Source organism: uncultured Jannaschia sp. (assembly GCF_947494055.1).
In the GTDB taxonomy this organism is placed as follows: domain Bacteria; phylum Pseudomonadota; class Alphaproteobacteria; order Rhodobacterales; family Rhodobacteraceae; genus Jannaschia.
Map to the genome: position 1 here is coordinate 84,978 of NZ_CANLTR010000005.1, position 14,593 is coordinate 99,570.

Annotated in this window: 11 protein-coding genes and 1 tRNA gene; 7 read left to right on the plus strand and 5 right to left on the minus strand. The window is 69.2% G+C overall.

All coding sequences use genetic code 11. The features are described 5' to 3' along the window. The first annotated feature begins 100 nt into the window (after nt 1–100). Nucleotides 101–901: an undecaprenyl-diphosphate phosphatase gene (locus tag Q1A87_RS06875; protein ID WP_299648747.1), complete on the plus strand. Its 801-nt coding sequence runs from the start codon at nt 101–103 to the stop codon at nt 899–901. Here Q1A87_RS06875 and Q1A87_RS06880 read toward each other — a convergent pair. Further along, complete coding sequence (locus Q1A87_RS06880; protein ID WP_299648750.1) at nt 898–1,881, minus strand: complex I NDUFA9 subunit family protein; 984 nt, start codon at nt 1,879–1,881, stop codon at nt 898–900. The genes Q1A87_RS06875 and Q1A87_RS06880 overlap by 4 nt on opposite strands. A gap of 132 nt (nt 1,882–2,013) precedes the next feature. Here Q1A87_RS06880 and Q1A87_RS06885 point away from each other — a divergent pair. Continuing rightward, nucleotides 2,014–2,100: transfer RNA gene (locus Q1A87_RS06885), tRNA-Leu, on the plus strand. A gap of 26 nt (nt 2,101–2,126) precedes the next feature. Here Q1A87_RS06885 and Q1A87_RS06890 read toward each other — a convergent pair. From Q1A87_RS06890 to Q1A87_RS06900, 3 genes are read right to left on the minus strand one after another with little or no spacing between them, the layout of a single operon-like run. Further along, nucleotides 2,127–2,948 carry an amidohydrolase family protein gene (locus Q1A87_RS06890; RefSeq protein WP_299648753.1) on the minus strand — a complete coding sequence of 274 codons (822 nt, stop codon included), beginning with the start codon at nt 2,946–2,948 and terminating at the stop codon, nt 2,127–2,129. Next, the gene (locus Q1A87_RS06895; RefSeq protein ID WP_299648756.1) at nt 2,945–3,376 is read right to left on the minus strand and encodes an RbsD/FucU domain-containing protein; all 432 of its coding nucleotides are present in this window, start codon (nt 3,374–3,376) and stop codon (nt 2,945–2,947) included. The genes Q1A87_RS06890 and Q1A87_RS06895 overlap by 4 nt, the downstream gene beginning before the upstream one ends. Beyond that, a complete protein-coding gene (locus tag Q1A87_RS06900; protein ID WP_299648759.1) occupies nt 3,366–4,415 on the minus strand; it encodes an aldo/keto reductase in 1,050 nt (349 codons plus the stop codon). The genes Q1A87_RS06895 and Q1A87_RS06900 overlap by 11 nt, the downstream gene beginning before the upstream one ends. A gap of 150 nt (nt 4,416–4,565) precedes the next feature. Between Q1A87_RS06900 and Q1A87_RS06905 the strand changes: the two genes are divergently transcribed. From Q1A87_RS06905 to Q1A87_RS06925, 5 genes are all read left to right on the plus strand, one after another. Then, nucleotides 4,566–6,089 carry a sugar ABC transporter ATP-binding protein gene (locus Q1A87_RS06905; protein ID WP_299648762.1) on the plus strand — a complete coding sequence of 508 codons (1,524 nt, stop codon included), beginning with the start codon at nt 4,566–4,568 and terminating at the stop codon, nt 6,087–6,089. After that, nucleotides 6,086–7,093 (plus strand): ABC transporter permease, encoded by a 1,008-nt coding sequence (locus Q1A87_RS06910; RefSeq protein ID WP_299648765.1) that lies wholly within the window; start codon nt 6,086–6,088, stop codon nt 7,091–7,093. The genes Q1A87_RS06905 and Q1A87_RS06910 overlap by 4 nt, the downstream gene beginning before the upstream one ends. A gap of 32 nt (nt 7,094–7,125) precedes the next feature. Further along, a complete protein-coding gene (locus Q1A87_RS06915; RefSeq protein ID WP_299648768.1) occupies nt 7,126–8,067 on the plus strand; it encodes an ABC transporter substrate-binding protein in 942 nt (313 codons plus the stop codon). 271 nt (nt 8,068–8,338) lie between these two features. Next, entirely contained in the window at nt 8,339–9,652 is a 1,314-nt protein-coding gene (locus tag Q1A87_RS06920) for an efflux RND transporter periplasmic adaptor subunit (protein WP_299648771.1), read from the plus strand. Nucleotides 9,653–9,655: 3 nt separating this feature from the next. After that, on the plus strand, nt 9,656–12,796 hold the full coding sequence (locus tag Q1A87_RS06925; RefSeq protein ID WP_299648775.1) for an efflux RND transporter permease subunit: 3,141 nt from the start codon (nt 9,656–9,658) through the stop codon (nt 12,794–12,796). Between the two features lie 63 nt (nt 12,797–12,859). Here the strand turns inward: Q1A87_RS06925 and Q1A87_RS06930 are convergent, their stop codons facing one another. Further along, complete coding sequence (locus Q1A87_RS06930; RefSeq protein WP_299648778.1) at nt 12,860–14,584, minus strand: aconitase X; 1,725 nt, start codon at nt 14,582–14,584, stop codon at nt 12,860–12,862. Between the last annotated feature and the right edge of the window lie 9 nt (nt 14,585–14,593).

The window sequence follows — 14,593 nt, forward strand, 5'->3', positions numbered from 1 at the left end:
ACCTTACAAAGGTCAATTATTAGGTCCGATCCGGAACCATGAGGTGTCTTTAGTCTGTGATCCCCATGAGGCATTGAGCGACGAACTCAAGGTGACTCGCATGGCTCTCTGGCAACTCCTCCTTCTCGCGCTCGTGCAGGGCGTGACCGAATTCCTGCCGATCTCCTCCTCGGGCCATCTCATTCTGCTACCCTCCCTGACCGGCATGGCGGATCAGGGCACGGCGCTTGACGTAGCGCTGCATTTCGGCACGCTCGGCGCGGTGATCCTCTACTTCCGGGACGAGGTTGCAAGGGCCCTGCGCGGATATGTCGGCCTCGCCAGACGTCAGTGGGGCCCGGACGAACGCCTCGCCGCCGGCCTCGCGGTCGCCACGGTCCCGGTCATCGTCGCCGGCCTGCTCCTCACGATCACGGGGATGAACGACCTGCTTCGTTCGGTCGCGGTGATCGCCTGGGCCACGATCGGCTTCGGATTGCTGCTGTGGTGGTTCGACCGAAAGGGCGCCGAGATCAAGACGTTGTCCGACTGGTCGCTCGGTCAGGCGCTCCAGCTGGGACTCTGGCAGGCGGTGGCCCTCATTCCCGGCACCTCGCGCTCCGGCATCTGCATCACCGGCGCCCGCGCGATGGGCTACGATCGCGAGGAGGCCGCCCGAATCGCCATGCTCATGTCGATCCCGACGATCCTCGCATCCGCCGCCCTGCTCAGCCTCGATCTGGCGGGCGGCGACCACGCGGGGCAGCTTCGGGATGCGAGCATCGCGGCGGGCTTCGCCTTTCTGGCCGCGCTTGCCGCGCTCGCCCTGATGATGCGGCTACTCCGCTCGGTCAGCTTCCTGCCCTACGTGATCTATCGGATCGTCCTCGGGCTCGCCCTCCTCGGATACGTCTACCTCTAGGTGCGCAGGTTCTTCGCGCTGTCCTTGATCTCGGCGTATTGCCCGGATGGGCGGAAGCGCCAGAGATAGCCGGGCAGCACTGCACCCATCGTGGTCGGCACGATGCCGAACGCCTCGAAGCCCGGATGCTCGCCCGAGGCGACGTTGTCGCGGGCAAGGTTGCGGACCTGGTCGCGCGTCAGCAACCCGTTGTGGAACAGGCCGCCGGTGATCGTCTGCCCGAGGTCGAGCCCCCAGGCCATCGCCCGCGCGCCGAAGAACGGCACCGGCAGGATCAGGGCGCGGCGCCGGATCGTGCGGAGCATCCGATGCATCAGTTCGCGGAACGTCTCCGTGTCCGGCCCGCCCAGCTCGTAGACGCCGCCGTCGACTTTGCCCGCCAGCGCCGCCTCGACTGCCGCGGCGACGTCGTCGACATAGACCGGCTGGAACCGCGTATTCGCGCCAACCACCGGTAGGACCGGCGCCCGGCGCGCCATGTTGGCGAAGCGGTTGAAGAACTCGTCCTCGGGTCCGAACACGATGGAAGGGCGCAGGATCACGGCGTCGGGCAGGTGCTCCCGCACGCCGGCCTCGCCCCCGGCCTTGGTGCGGGCGTAGTCGCTATCGCTGTCGGCAGCGGCGCCGATCGCGCTGATCTGCACCATGCGCGCGATCCCGGCCTCCGCCGCGAGCCGGGCGATCCGCGCTGCCCCCTCGGACTGCACGGCGTCGAAGCCGTTGCGCCCCGACGGTGCGAGGATGCCGACGCAGTTGACCACCGCCGACGCCCCGGTCAGCGCCGCGGCCACGGAGGCGTCGTCGCGGATGTTGGCGAAGACCGGCTCCACCTGACCGACGCTGCCGTACATGCGGACGAAATGCGCTTCGTTCGGGCGTCGCGAGGCGACCCGGACGCGCCAGCCGGCCTTGGCCATCCGGCGCGCGACGTAGCGCCCGATGAAACCGGAACCGCCGAAGATGGTGACGAGCTTCTGCATGGGTCGCGTTCCTCCGGGGATCGTGTCGCTTCCGGATACCGCCGGCGGCCCCGCCCGGCAAGGGCGCGGGTTTTCGCGATCACGCCGATTGACACCGCATTTCGATGCGGCTACGCACCGCCCACCGTGGATGCCCAGGTGGCGGAATTGGTAGACGCGCTGGCTTCAGGTGCCAGTTCTCGCAAGGGAGTGGAAGTTCGAGTCTTCTCCTGGGCACCACGGTCTACCCTCAGGGACAATGCAGGTCAGGACAGCCGGTACGCCCGGGTGACCGTTTTCTGCGAGATCGTGTCCCAGGCATCGGCATCGCCCACCAGATCCCGCGCAATTGCGAGCCAGGTCCCATAATCGCAGGCCAGCGTCGCCACCGGCCAGTCGCTGCCCCAGAGCAGCCGGTCGGGTCCGAATATCTCGATCAGGTGCGCGACGTAGGGCGCCAGATCGCCCGGCGTCCACTCCTCTCCGGCTTCCGTCACCAGACCGGACAGCTTGCAGAAGGCCGGCGTCTCGCGCGCGAGGCGCGTCATGTCGCCGGCCCATTCGTCGAACGCCCCCTCGGCGATCCGCGGCTTGGCCCCGTGGTCGATCACAACCCGCAGGTCCGGATGCCGCGCGATCAACGTCTCGAGCCGTCCCAGATGGCATGGAAAGACCAGCGCATCGAAGGTCAGGTCCTGCGCGACCATCGCCGCGAAGGCAGGGGCGAGGTCCGGGCGCAGCATCCAGTCGTCGTCGGCGATGTCCTGGATCATCGGCCGGAGCCCGACGAGCTTCGGATCGGCCGCGAACCGCGCGATCTCCGCCGGCGCGTCAGGACCCTCGAAATCGACCCAGCCCACGACGCCGCGCACGAACGCCTCCCGCCCGGCGATGTCGAGGAGGAACGCGGTCTCCGCCGTGCTCGGCGCGGCCTGCACGAGAATCGTGCCCCCGACCCCGTTCGCGCCCATCAGCGGCCGCAGATCCCCGGGTCCGAAATCGCGGTAGATCGGCCCCGCCTCCGGCGTGAGCCAGCCGTAATCGCCGCGGTCGAGCCGCCAGAAATGCTGGTGCGCGTCGACGATCACGGCGCGATCACACCCTTCTTCAGGATGATGTTTCCGTAGAGCCGCGTCTCCCCGGTCTGCACGATGGCGAAGGCGCCGCGCGCCCGCTCGTAGAAGGCGAACCGTTCCAGGGAGGCGAGCGTCACGGGCCGGTCGGCGCGGCGGTTCACCAGGTCCTGGAACGCAGCCACGACCTCCGGCACGGCGTCGGGGTCGTCCACGACCTGCATCACGCAGGCCGGGTCGGGCACGAACGTGTCGAGCGGCATCACGGTCAGCACGGCGTCGAGCACGTCGGTCGCGGCGATCCCGTCGAGCCGGTGGCACCGCGCGCCCATCGCCTCGGCCGGGAAATTCGCGTCGGCGAGGACGATGTCGTCGCCGTGGCCCATCGCGCGCAGGGTCCAGAGCAGGTCCGGCGAAAGGATCGGCGGGATGTCACGCAGCATGGGACACCTCCCCCGGCACCGGCGCATCGGGCCGGATCAGCCCCTCGCCCCGCAGGTCGGACCAGAGCGCATCGGGCACGACGGTCTCGAACACGTCGACGTTGGCGGCCATTTCGGCGGCGTTCGCAGCACCCGGAATGACGGACTTCACCGCCGGATGCGCGAGCGGGAATTGCAGCGCGGCGGCGATGAGCGGCGTATCGTGCGCGGCACAGACCGCTTCCAGCCGGCGCACGCGCTCCAAGATCTCGGGTGGAGCGGGCGCGTAATCGTAGCGCGCGCCTTCCACAGCGCCGGTGGCGAGGATGCCAGAATTGTAGGGCCCGCCGAGGACGATGCCGACGTCGCGCGCCACACAGAGCGGCAGGAGGCTCTCCAGCGGCTCCTGTTCCAGCAGCGTGTAGCGCCCGGCGAGAAGGAAACCGTCGAAATCGGCCTCGCCCAGCAGACGCTCGCAGATCGGCCAGGTGTTCACCCCGGCCCCGATCGCGCCGACCGATCCGTTCCTGCGAAGCTCGTCCAGCGCGGCATAGCCGCCACCGGCGAAGAGTTGGCGCAGCTTGGCCTCGCTTTCCGCCGCGCCGTGGGTGCCGGCGTCGATGTCGTGGACGTAGAGGATGTCGAACCGCTCGGTGCCGAGCCGCGCGACGCTCGCCTCGTAGCTCCGCATCACGCCGTCATGGGTGTAGTCGAAGACGATGCGCTTCTGCGGCACGTCCACGAAGGCCTCCGGCGTCACCTCCCCGGGCGCGCAATCCTCGAGCAGGCGGCCGACCTTGGTGGAGAGCGTCAGCTCGTCCCGTCCGAACCGGGTCAGCGCCTCCGCCATTCGCATCTCCGACCGGCCGAGCCCGTATTGCGGCGCCGTGTCGAAATACCGAATCCCGGCCTCCCACGCCGCGTTGAGCGCGTCCTGCGCGTCGGCGTCGCTGACGCCGCGGTAGAGGTTGCCCAGCGGCGCGGCGCCGAACCCCATCCGGGTCAGCCGCACCGGCCGGGCGCTCCGGTCGTTCAGAAGCTCCGTATCGTCCACCCGCATTGCGTCCCCCCAAGTCCTTCCCCCGATGCCTAGCGCGCCCGCTTCTATGCAGCCAGAGGCACGAGGACCCTTGGCACGGGCATCCGGGAATGGTTGCATGGCACGGCGCTGCGAAATGCGGCGCCTGAGGGTTTGGGAGGGCCGTCGCGCGTGGAATATCTCGTCGAGATGCGGGGGATCGAGAAGCGGTTTCCCGGCGTGCACGCGCTCCGCGACGTGCGCTTCGACCTGCGCCCGGGCGAGGTGCACGCCCTGATGGGCGAGAACGGCGCCGGCAAGTCCACGCTGATGAAGATCATGGCCGGCATCTACGCCCGCGACGGCGGCGAGATGTTCGTGAACGGCCGGCCCGCCGCCCCCGACAGCCCGCGCGCGGCGCAGGGGCTCGGCATCGGCATCATCCATCAGGAGCTGAGCCTGATGAATGACCTGACCGCGGCGCAGAACGTGCTGATCGGGCGGGAGCCGCGGCGCCGGTTCGGCCGGCTCGACGAGGCGGAGTTGAACCGACGGACCGCCGCCATCTTCGCCGACCTGCATCTCGACTTGGACCCCCGCGCCCGCGTCGGCGGCCAGACCATTGCGCGCCAGCAGCTCATCGAGATCGCCAAGGCGCTGTCCTACGACCCGCGCGTCCTTGTCATGGACGAGCCGACCGCGGCGCTGAACGACGCGGAGATCGCGGAGCTGTTCCGGGTGATCCGCAAGCTCCGCGCGGACGGCGTGGGGATCGTCTATATCAGCCACCGGATGGACGAGATCAAGCGCATCGCCGACCGCGTCACCGTCCTGCGCGACGGCGCCTATATCGACACGCTCGACGCCGCCGACACGCCGCTCGCGCGGATCATCCAGCTCATGGTCGGGCGCGAGGTCGGCCAGGCCGCGCCCGAGATCCCCGACGTCGCGGGCAATCCGGTGGCGCTTGAGGTACGCGGGCTCCGCCGCGGGACGGAGATCCGCGATGTCAGCTTCGCGGTCCGTAAAGGCGAGATCCTCGGCTTCGCGGGCCTGATGGGCGCGGGCCGGACGGAGGTCGCGCGCATGATCTTCGGCGCCGACCGGCGCGACGCGGGCGAGATCGCGGTGGCCGGCCGCCCCGTCGACATCCGCAGCCCGCACGACGCCGTGCGGGCCGGGATCGGCTACCTCTCGGAGGACCGCAAGCATTTCGGCCTCGCCCTCGACATGAGCGTGCGCGCCAACATCGCGATGGCGAACATGACGCGCTTCACCGGCCCCGCCGGCATGCTGGACGAGGCGGGGATGAAGCGGGTCGCGGAGGATTACATCGCCCGCCTCGGCATCCGCACGCCGTCCGACATGCAGGACGTGCGGCTCCTGTCGGGCGGCAACCAGCAGAAGGTCGTGATCGCCAAGTGGCTGCTGCGCGACTGCGACGTGCTGATCTTCGACGAGCCGACGCGCGGCATCGACATCGGAGCGAAATCCGAGATCTACATGCTGCTCGAGGAGCTGGCCGCGCAGGGCCGGGCGATCGTCGTGATCTCCTCCGAACTGCCCGAGGTGATGCGGCTCAGCCACCGGATCGCGGTGATGTGCGAAGGTCGGCTGACCGGCATCCTGCCCGGCGGGGCCGAGACCACGCAGGAGCAGATCATGGAACTGGCGACGCGGCGCGACGACGCGGCGGCCGCGAAGGAGATGGCATGACCACGACGACGACCACCCCGCCGCGCTCGGCCCTCGCCCGACTGGTGTCGAGCGGGGCGCACCAGCGGCTCTTGGCCTTCGCCAGCCTCGTCGTCTTGCTGATCGGCTTCTCGCTGGCCTCGCCGAACTTCATGCAGACGTCGAACATGATCGCGATCCTGCAGGCGACCTCGGTCAACGGGGTGCTGGCCGTCGCGGTGACGCTCGTCATCATCACCGGGGGCATCGACCTGTCGGTCGGCACGATGATGACCTTCTGCGCGGTGATCACCGGGGTCGTGCTGACCTATGCCGGGATGCCGCTCCTCCTCGGCGTCGTCGCGGCGATCGCGACGGGGGCGCTCTGCGGGCTCTGCTCGGGGACCTTCGTGGCAAAGATGAAGATACCGCCCTTCATCGCCACGCTCGGCATGATGCTGATCCTGCGCGGCCTGAGCCTCGTGATCTCGGGGACGCGGCCGATCTACTTCAACGACACGCCCGGCTTCTCGGAGATCTCGCGCGGCTCGGTCATCGGCGCCGCGATCCCAGCCCTGCCGATCCCGAACGGCGTGCTGATCCTGTTCCTCGTCGCCGCGGCCGCCGCCTGGGTGCTCGGGCGCACGGTGCTCGGCCGTTACACCTTCGCGCTCGGCTCCAACGAGGAGGCGGTTCGGCTGTCGGGGGTGAACACCGACCGCTGGAAGATCGCGATCTATGCGCTCTCCGGCGCCATCGTCGGCATCGCCGGCCTGCTCATCGCCTCGCGGCTGAACTCGGCGCAGCCCGCCCTCGGCCTCGGCTACGAGCTCGAGGCCATCGCCGCAGTGGTGATCGGCGGCACCTCGCTCTCGGGCGGACGCGGCTCGATCCTCGGCTCGCTGATCGGCGCGCTGATCATGGCGGTGCTGACGAACGGCCTGCGCGTCCTGTCGGTGGCGCAGGAATGGCAGACGGTCGTCACCGGGGCGATCATCATCGTCGCGGTCTACGCCGACATGATGCGCCGCCGACGGGCGACCTGACACGACCACGACAACCAAGGGAGGAAACCATCATGTTGTCACGCCGCACGCTCCTCGGAGCCGCCACCCTGAGCCTCGCGCTCGCCGCGCCGCCGGCCATCGCGCAGGACACGTTCATCCCGCTCGTCTCCAAGGGCTTCCAGCACCAGTTCTGGCAGGCCGTGAAGACCGGCGCCGACCGCGCCGCCGAGGAGGAGGGCGTCCGCATCACCTTCGAGGGGCCCGACAACGAGACGATGGTGGACCGCCAGATCGACATGCTGTCGGCCTCGCTCGCCAACAACCCGTCGGCCATCGGCTTCGCCGCGCTCGACAGCCAGGCGGCGATCCCGCTCCTGCGGCAGGCGCAAGAGGCAGGCATTCCCGTCGTCGCCTTCGACAGCGGCGTGGACAGCGACATCCCGGTGACGACCGCCACGACCGACAACGTCGCCGCCGCCGCGCTCGCCGCCGACAAGATGGCCGAGCTGATCGGCGGGTCGGGCCAAGTCGCCGTCGTCGCCCACGACCAGACCAGCCGCACCGGCATCGACCGCCGCGACGGGTTCCTCCAAAGGATGGAGAGCGAATACCCCGACATCGAGGTCGTCTCCGTCCAGTACGGCGCTGGCGATCAGCTGCAATCGACCGAGGTTGCGAAGGCCATCCTGACCGCCAACCCGGACCTCGACGGCATGTTCGGCACCAACGAGGGCTCCGCCATCGGCGTCGTCAACGCGGTGCGCGAGATGGGGACGGAGGGGCTGACCGTGATCGGCTACGATTCCGGTCAGGCGCAGATCGACGCCATCCGCGACGGGACCATGGCGGGCGCGATTACGCAGAACCCGATCGGCATCGGCTACGAGACGGTCAAGGCCGCGGTCGCCGCCATCAACGGCGAGGAATTGCCCGAGATCATCGACACCGGCTTCTACTACTACGACCAGTCGAACATCGACGACCCGGAGATCCAGGCCGTCCTCTACGAATGATCCGCAGGGCGCCGCGGCATCTTGTCCGCAGCGGCGCCCCGGCAAGAGGCCGGCCCTCCGCCGGCGATCCGGGCCATCGGCTCCAACGACGCGGCGCTTTGACGCGCCTGTAATCCTGCTCGTAAGTGGTATGTGCATTTGCGCACTTTCTGCGGGGCAGCATTGCAATTGCAAAACGGCGGCGCGGGTGTAGGTTCCGGGTCGACTGTTTCGCGACGGCCCGCGGCGGATTCGTCCGATTGCGCCGTTTGCGCGCAAAGGATTTGTCCCGATGCTCCGTTTTGCCACTGCCGTTCTCGTCATCCTCGCGCTTCCCGTGGCCGCACAGGAGGGTGGCGAACAGGATCGGCCACCCCCTTCCGTCACCGTCCGGACCTTGCAGCCGCAGACCGTCACGCTGACCGCAACGCTGCCCGGCCGCGTCCACCCGTCGGCCGAAGCGGAAGTCCGGCCGCAGGTGAACGGCATCGTGCTCGAACGCCTGTTCGAGGAAGGCTCCGAGGTCGAGGCCGGTCAGGTGCTCTACCGCGTCGATCCCGCCACCTACGAGGCCGGCGTCGCGCAGGCCCGCGCCTCCGTCCGTCAGGCCGAGGCGCAGCTTCGGGCCGCCGATCGCGAGGCCGGCCGCATCACGACCCTGCAGGAGCGCGGCATCAGCAGCGCCGCGACCGGCGATGACGCCATCGCCGCGCGCGACAGCGCTTCCGCGGCGCTCGAACTCGCCAACGCGCAACTGCAATCGTCCGAACTCGAACTGGATCGCACCGAGATCCGCGCCCGTCTGTCGGGCACGATCGGCTTCTCGGAGGCCAGCGAAGGCGCGCTCGTCACGGCGAGCCAGGCGGCGCCGCTCGCCGTGATCCGCGACATCGACCCGGTCTATGTCGACGTGACCCAGTCGGCGGCCGAGCTGCTCACCTGGCGCCGCCGCCGGCTGGAAGGCGACGCGGGCATGGCGGCCGAAGTCCGGCTGACGCTGGCCGACGGATCGCTCTACGAGCACACCGGCGAGCTGACCGCGGCGGAGCCGCATGTCAACGAGACCACGGGCGTCGTCGTCCTGCGCCTCGAGTTTGCCAACCCCGACGGTCTGCTCCTGCCTGGCATGTACGTGCAGGTGGACATGCCGACGGGCACCGTCGACGACGTGTTTCTCGCCCCGCAGGAAGGGGTGAGCCGCGACCGCCGGGGCAACCCGACCGCGCTCGTGGTCAATGCCGAGAACGTCGTTGAGCCGCGGACGCTGACCGTGCTCCAGGATCGGGGTTCGGACTGGATCGTGCAGGCGGGGTTCGAAGCGGGCGACCGCCTGATCCTCATGGGCGGCCAGAACGCCGCGCCCGGCGCGACCGTGATCCCCGAAGAGGAGGACAGCGCCGAGGCGCCCGGGGATGCGCCGGCCGACGGGGCGCCGCCCGCGGGCGACGGCACGGAAACCGAGGGCGCGCAGAGTCAGCCACCCGCCGAGCCGGTCCCGGACGCGACGCCTAGCACGACCGGCGCCACCGACACGGCGCGCGCGCCACCCGGGGCGGCCGCGGCGCAGACGCCGGAACTCGCCTCGACCGCTGGCGAGGGCGAGTAGACCATGTCACGCTACTTCATCGACCGGCCTGTCTTCGCCTGGGTCATCGCCTTCTTCATCATGGGCGTCGGCCTCCTGTCGATCTTCAACCTGCCGATCGCGCAGTATCCGCAGATCGCGCCGCCCACCGTCACCGTCTCGGCCAACTATCCCGGCGCCTCCGCCCAGACGCTCGCCAACACCGTCACGCAGGTCATCGAGCAGCAGATGACCGGACTGGACGGGTTACGGTACTTCGCCTCGACGTCGTCCTCGGCCGGCTCAACGCAGATCACGCTGACCTTCGAGACCGGGACCGACCCGGACATCGCGCAGGTCCAGGTCCAGAACAAGCTCGCGCAGGCCTCGCCGCTCCTGCCCGAGCCGGTGCAGCGGCAGGGCATCACGGTGGAGAAGTCCGCCTCGGGTTTCCTGCAGGTCGTGGCGCTCATTTCCGAGGACGGCACCTACGACCAGGCCGACCTCTCCGACTACCTCGATAGCAACATCGTCGACGAGATCAGCCGGATCGAGGGCGTCGGCAGCGTGCAGATCTTCGGCTCGCCCTACGCGATGCGGATCTGGCTCGACCCGTCCAAACTCGCCGCCTTCGAGATCGCCCCGAGCGACGTCGTCGCCGCCGTGCGCGAAGAGAACGCGCAGATTTCGGCCGGCGCCTTCGGCACGCGGCCGACGTCGTCCGACCAGGCCCTGACCGCGACGATCACCGCGCAATCCCTTCTGTCGACGCCGGAAGATTTCCGTCAGATCGTCCTGCGGGCCGAGACCGACGGCGGTCTCGTCCTGCTCGACGACGTGGCGGAGGTGGAGATCGGCGCCGAGAACTACAGCACCGAAAGCCGCTTCGATCGTTCCCCTTCGACCGGCATGGCGATCAGCCTCGCCTCCGGCGCCAACGCCCTCGACACCGCCACGGCGGTCGAGGCGCGGATGGAAGAGTTCGCGCAGAGCTTCCCCGACGGGATCGACTACGTCATCCCCTACGACACGACGCCCTTCGTCGAGATCTCCATCGAGGAGGTCGTGAAGACGCTGGGCGAGGCCATCGTGCTGGTCTTCCTCGTCATGTTCCTGTTCCTGCAGAACTGGCGCGCGACGCTGATCCCGACCCTTGCCGTGCCCGTCGTGCTTCTGGGCACGTTCGGCGTGCTGGCCGCAGCGGGTTACACCATCAATACGCTGACCATGCTCGCCATGGTGCTGGCCATCGGCCTGCTCGTGGACGACGCCATCGTGGTGGTCGAGAACGTGGAACGCGTGATGGAGGAGGACGGCCTTCCCCCGCGCGAGGCCACGCGCAAGTCGATGGGTCAGATCACCGGCGCGCTGATCGGGATCGCGATGGTGCTTTCGGCGGTGTTCGTGCCGATGGCGTTCTTCGGCGGTTCCACCGGCGTCATCTATCAGCAATTTGCGGTCACCATCGTGTCGGCCATGGCGCTCTCCGTCGTCGTGGCCCTGACGCTGACACCCGCGCTTTGCGCCACGCTTCTCAAGAAGTCGGAGCACCCCCGCACGCGCGGGCCCTTCGGCCTGTTCAACCGGGGCTTCAACCGGACGCTGAACGGTTATGCCGGCAGCGTCGGCTGGATCATCCGCCGTCCGCTGCGCGTGGGCCTGATCTACGTGGCGCTCGCGGTGGGCATGGTGTTCCTGTTCCTGCGCACGCCGACGGGGTTCCTCCCGGACGAGGATCAGGGGATCATGTTCACCCTCATCCAGACGCCGACCGGGGCCACGATCGACCGGACGATCGACGTTCTGGAACAGGTGGAGAATTATTACCTCGAAGCGGAAAGCGACATCGTCGAGTCGGTCTTCGGGGTCGCGGGCTTCAGCTTCGCCGGCGCCGGGCAGAACATGGGCCTCGCCTTCGTGCGCCTGAAGGACTGGGAGGAGCGGACCGCGCCGGAGCAGTCGGTGCAGGCGCTCCAGGGCCGGGCCTTCGGCGCGTTCAGCCAGATCCGCGACGGCATGGTCTTCCCGATCGTGCCCCCCGCGGTGATCGAGCTGGGCAACGTCTCCGGCTTCGACTTCTACCTTCAGGCTCGCCTCAACCAGACCAACGACGAGCTTTACGACGCGCGCAACCAGCTTCTGGGCATGGCCGCGCAGAGCCCGCTCATCGCTTCGGCCCGGCCGAACGGGCTGGAGCCGGCCTCGCAGTACAACATCGACATCGACTGGCGGAAAGCCGGCGCGATGGGGGTCTCGGCGACCGACGTGAGTACGCTCCTGTCGATCGCCTGGGCCGGCAACTACGTGAACGATTTCGTCGATCGCGGCCAGATCAAGCGGGTCTACGTGCAGGGCGAGGCGGACGCCCGCAGCACGCCCTCCGACATCGAGCGATGGCGCGTCCGCAACGCGACCGGCGAACTGGTCCCGTTCTCGAACTTCGCCACCGGGAGCTGGACCCAAGGGGCGCAGGGCATCTATCGCTACAACGGCGTTCCGGCCATGCAGATCCAGGGCTCCCCCGCGCCGGGCGTCTCCACCGGCGAGGCGATGGCCGAGATGGAGCGGCTGGTCGCGCAGCTCGACGGCTACGACATCGCCTGGACCGGGCTGTCGCTGGAAGAGCTCGAGAGCGGCAGCCAGGCGCCGCTCCTCTACGCGCTCTCGCTCGCGGCGGTGTTCCTTTCGCTGGCCGCGCTCTACGAAAGCTGGACGATCCCCTTCGCCGTCATGTTCGCGATGCCCATCGGCGTGCTCGGCGCGCTGGTCGGGGCATGGCTGGGCGGCTTCCAGAACGGGGTGTTCTTCCAGGTCGGCCTGCTCACCGTGATCGGCCTGACCGGCAAGAACGCCATCCTCATCGTCGAGTTCGCCCGCGAGCGCATGGATGCGGGCGAGCCGCGCCTCGAGGCGATCCGCGAGGCCGCGCGGCAGCGCTTCCGTCCGATCATCATGACCTCGATGGCCTTCTCCCTGGGCGTGCTGCCGCTGGTGCTGAGCTCCGGGGCCGGCGCGGGCGGACGCAACGCGATCGGTGCGGGCGTCCTTGGCGGAACGATTTCGGCCACGGTGCTGGGCGTGCTGCTCGTCCCGCTGTTCTTCTCGGTCGTGATGCGGCTGTTCGCAGGCAAGAAAGTCGATCAGCCCGCGCCGGCCAGCGAAGGCACAGGCCACCCGGCGGAATAATACGCCGCCGGGACTGGCGCCCTGTTCCGACCGAGCGACGGATCGACTCTGTCGTTCGTCGCCTCAGGCTCTGAGCCAACCCGGCAGCCCGGATGCAACCTGTCCCGTGCAGGCCGCTTCCACGCAACCCGCGAGGCTCGCGAAGCGGAAACCCCGCCCGACCGCCGCGGGCCCGTAATGCGCGTACTTGCCGGAATTGGTGAGGATGACCTTCGCTTTCGGCGGCACGACCGGCTCGCCGATGAAGCACCAGCAGGTGTCGGTCAGGACACGCGCGCCGAACGCCTCGATCCGCGCCAGATGCCCCTCCGCGGCGGCCAGCGCATGAACGTCGCGTCCACTGGTCACGATCATCTCGACCCCCTCCGCGATCCGCCGTCTCTCGCAGAGCGCGGCCAGCCGGGCGAACTCGCCCGAGGAAAAATGCGGATTGCCGAGCGAGACGAGATCCACCGCGTCCGTTCCGGCCCCATTGAGCTCCGCCCAGGTCGCCGCAAGGTCGGCCCGGGTGACCGCGACATGCGCGTCGGGTCCGGCGGGCCCGGTGGCCTGCGCGATGGTCTCCGCCTCGGGCGTCAGACCCTGGATATGGAACATGGCGGCGGCGGAGGTGGTGGCGAAGGCGGCCCCGAAGGCGCGGAGGTCGTCCGGCGTGGCCGGGAGCGTCTCGAGCCCGCAAACGACCGGAATCGCATTCGTCGCGATCTTGCCGACATGGTAGCCGAGCAGCGGCCAGAACGCGTCGTCGGGCGCGTCGGGACAGGGCACGTCGATGCGCAACCGGGCCAGCCGTCCCTCGCCCAGATGGCACCCGGCATTCGGGGCACGGCCGGTGATCGCTACCATCAGGTCGAGATAGTCGGGGTATTTGAGCGTCCGCGCGCCAAGCACCGAATTGGCGTAGACCACGGCGTTGGACTCCGCCCAGGCGATCTGCTGCCCAAAGGCAGGGGCAGTCTCGAGGTGGTAGGGCGCACAGGTGAAGCTCGGCGTGAAGCCCATTTCGACGTAGAGCGCGGCGAGTTCCTCGGACGCGGTGCCGAGCGCGACGGGCACGCCGTCGTCACGCCAGCGCCGGCGGTCGACGCAGAGCGCGTTCGTCGTCGTGGGCACGCGGCAGCGCGCGCCGAGGTCGCGCATCCGTCGAGCGAAGTCGAGGCTGGCCGGGCCGTGATAGAAGCAGCCGTCGAGATGGGCCATCTCGATATCGATCAGCGAGTCCGCCCCTTCGAGCAGCGCCGCGCGGGCAACGATGCGGGAGGCGACGCGTGCGGCCTCCCCCTCCGCGCCGTCGAGCATGGCTCGGTCCGCCTCGGTCAGGGCCAGCGCCTCGGCGTCCAGCGGCGGCAGCCACGCCTCCGGCGCCGCGTCCGGTCCGTCATCGGGCATGATCTTTGCTTCGTCGATTTGGATACGGGCGACATCGGCCAGCGCGACGAAGCCTGCCGCATTGACCTGAAGAACCGGGATAGCGCGGTCGAAGAGCTCGGCGGCGATGACGACGCCCAGCGTCAGGATCGTCTCGGGATGCCGGAAGATCAGCGCCCTTGGCGCGTGCCCGTTCATCAGGAGCTCGAACAGCGCGAGGCTGCCGGAGCAGGAGCCGCGGCCGCTCGGGAGGACGAGCACCGTGCCCGCGACGGACCGGCCGTGAAGCGGGTGATGCGTGTCGATGATCATGCCCGTGACCGGATCGACGCCGCCCATGAAGGACAGGCCCGTGTCGGACCACAGGACGGGGCCGGCGGTGCGGCCGGGAACGAGGGGGGTGCCGGTGAAGGACTGCATGGGTTCACC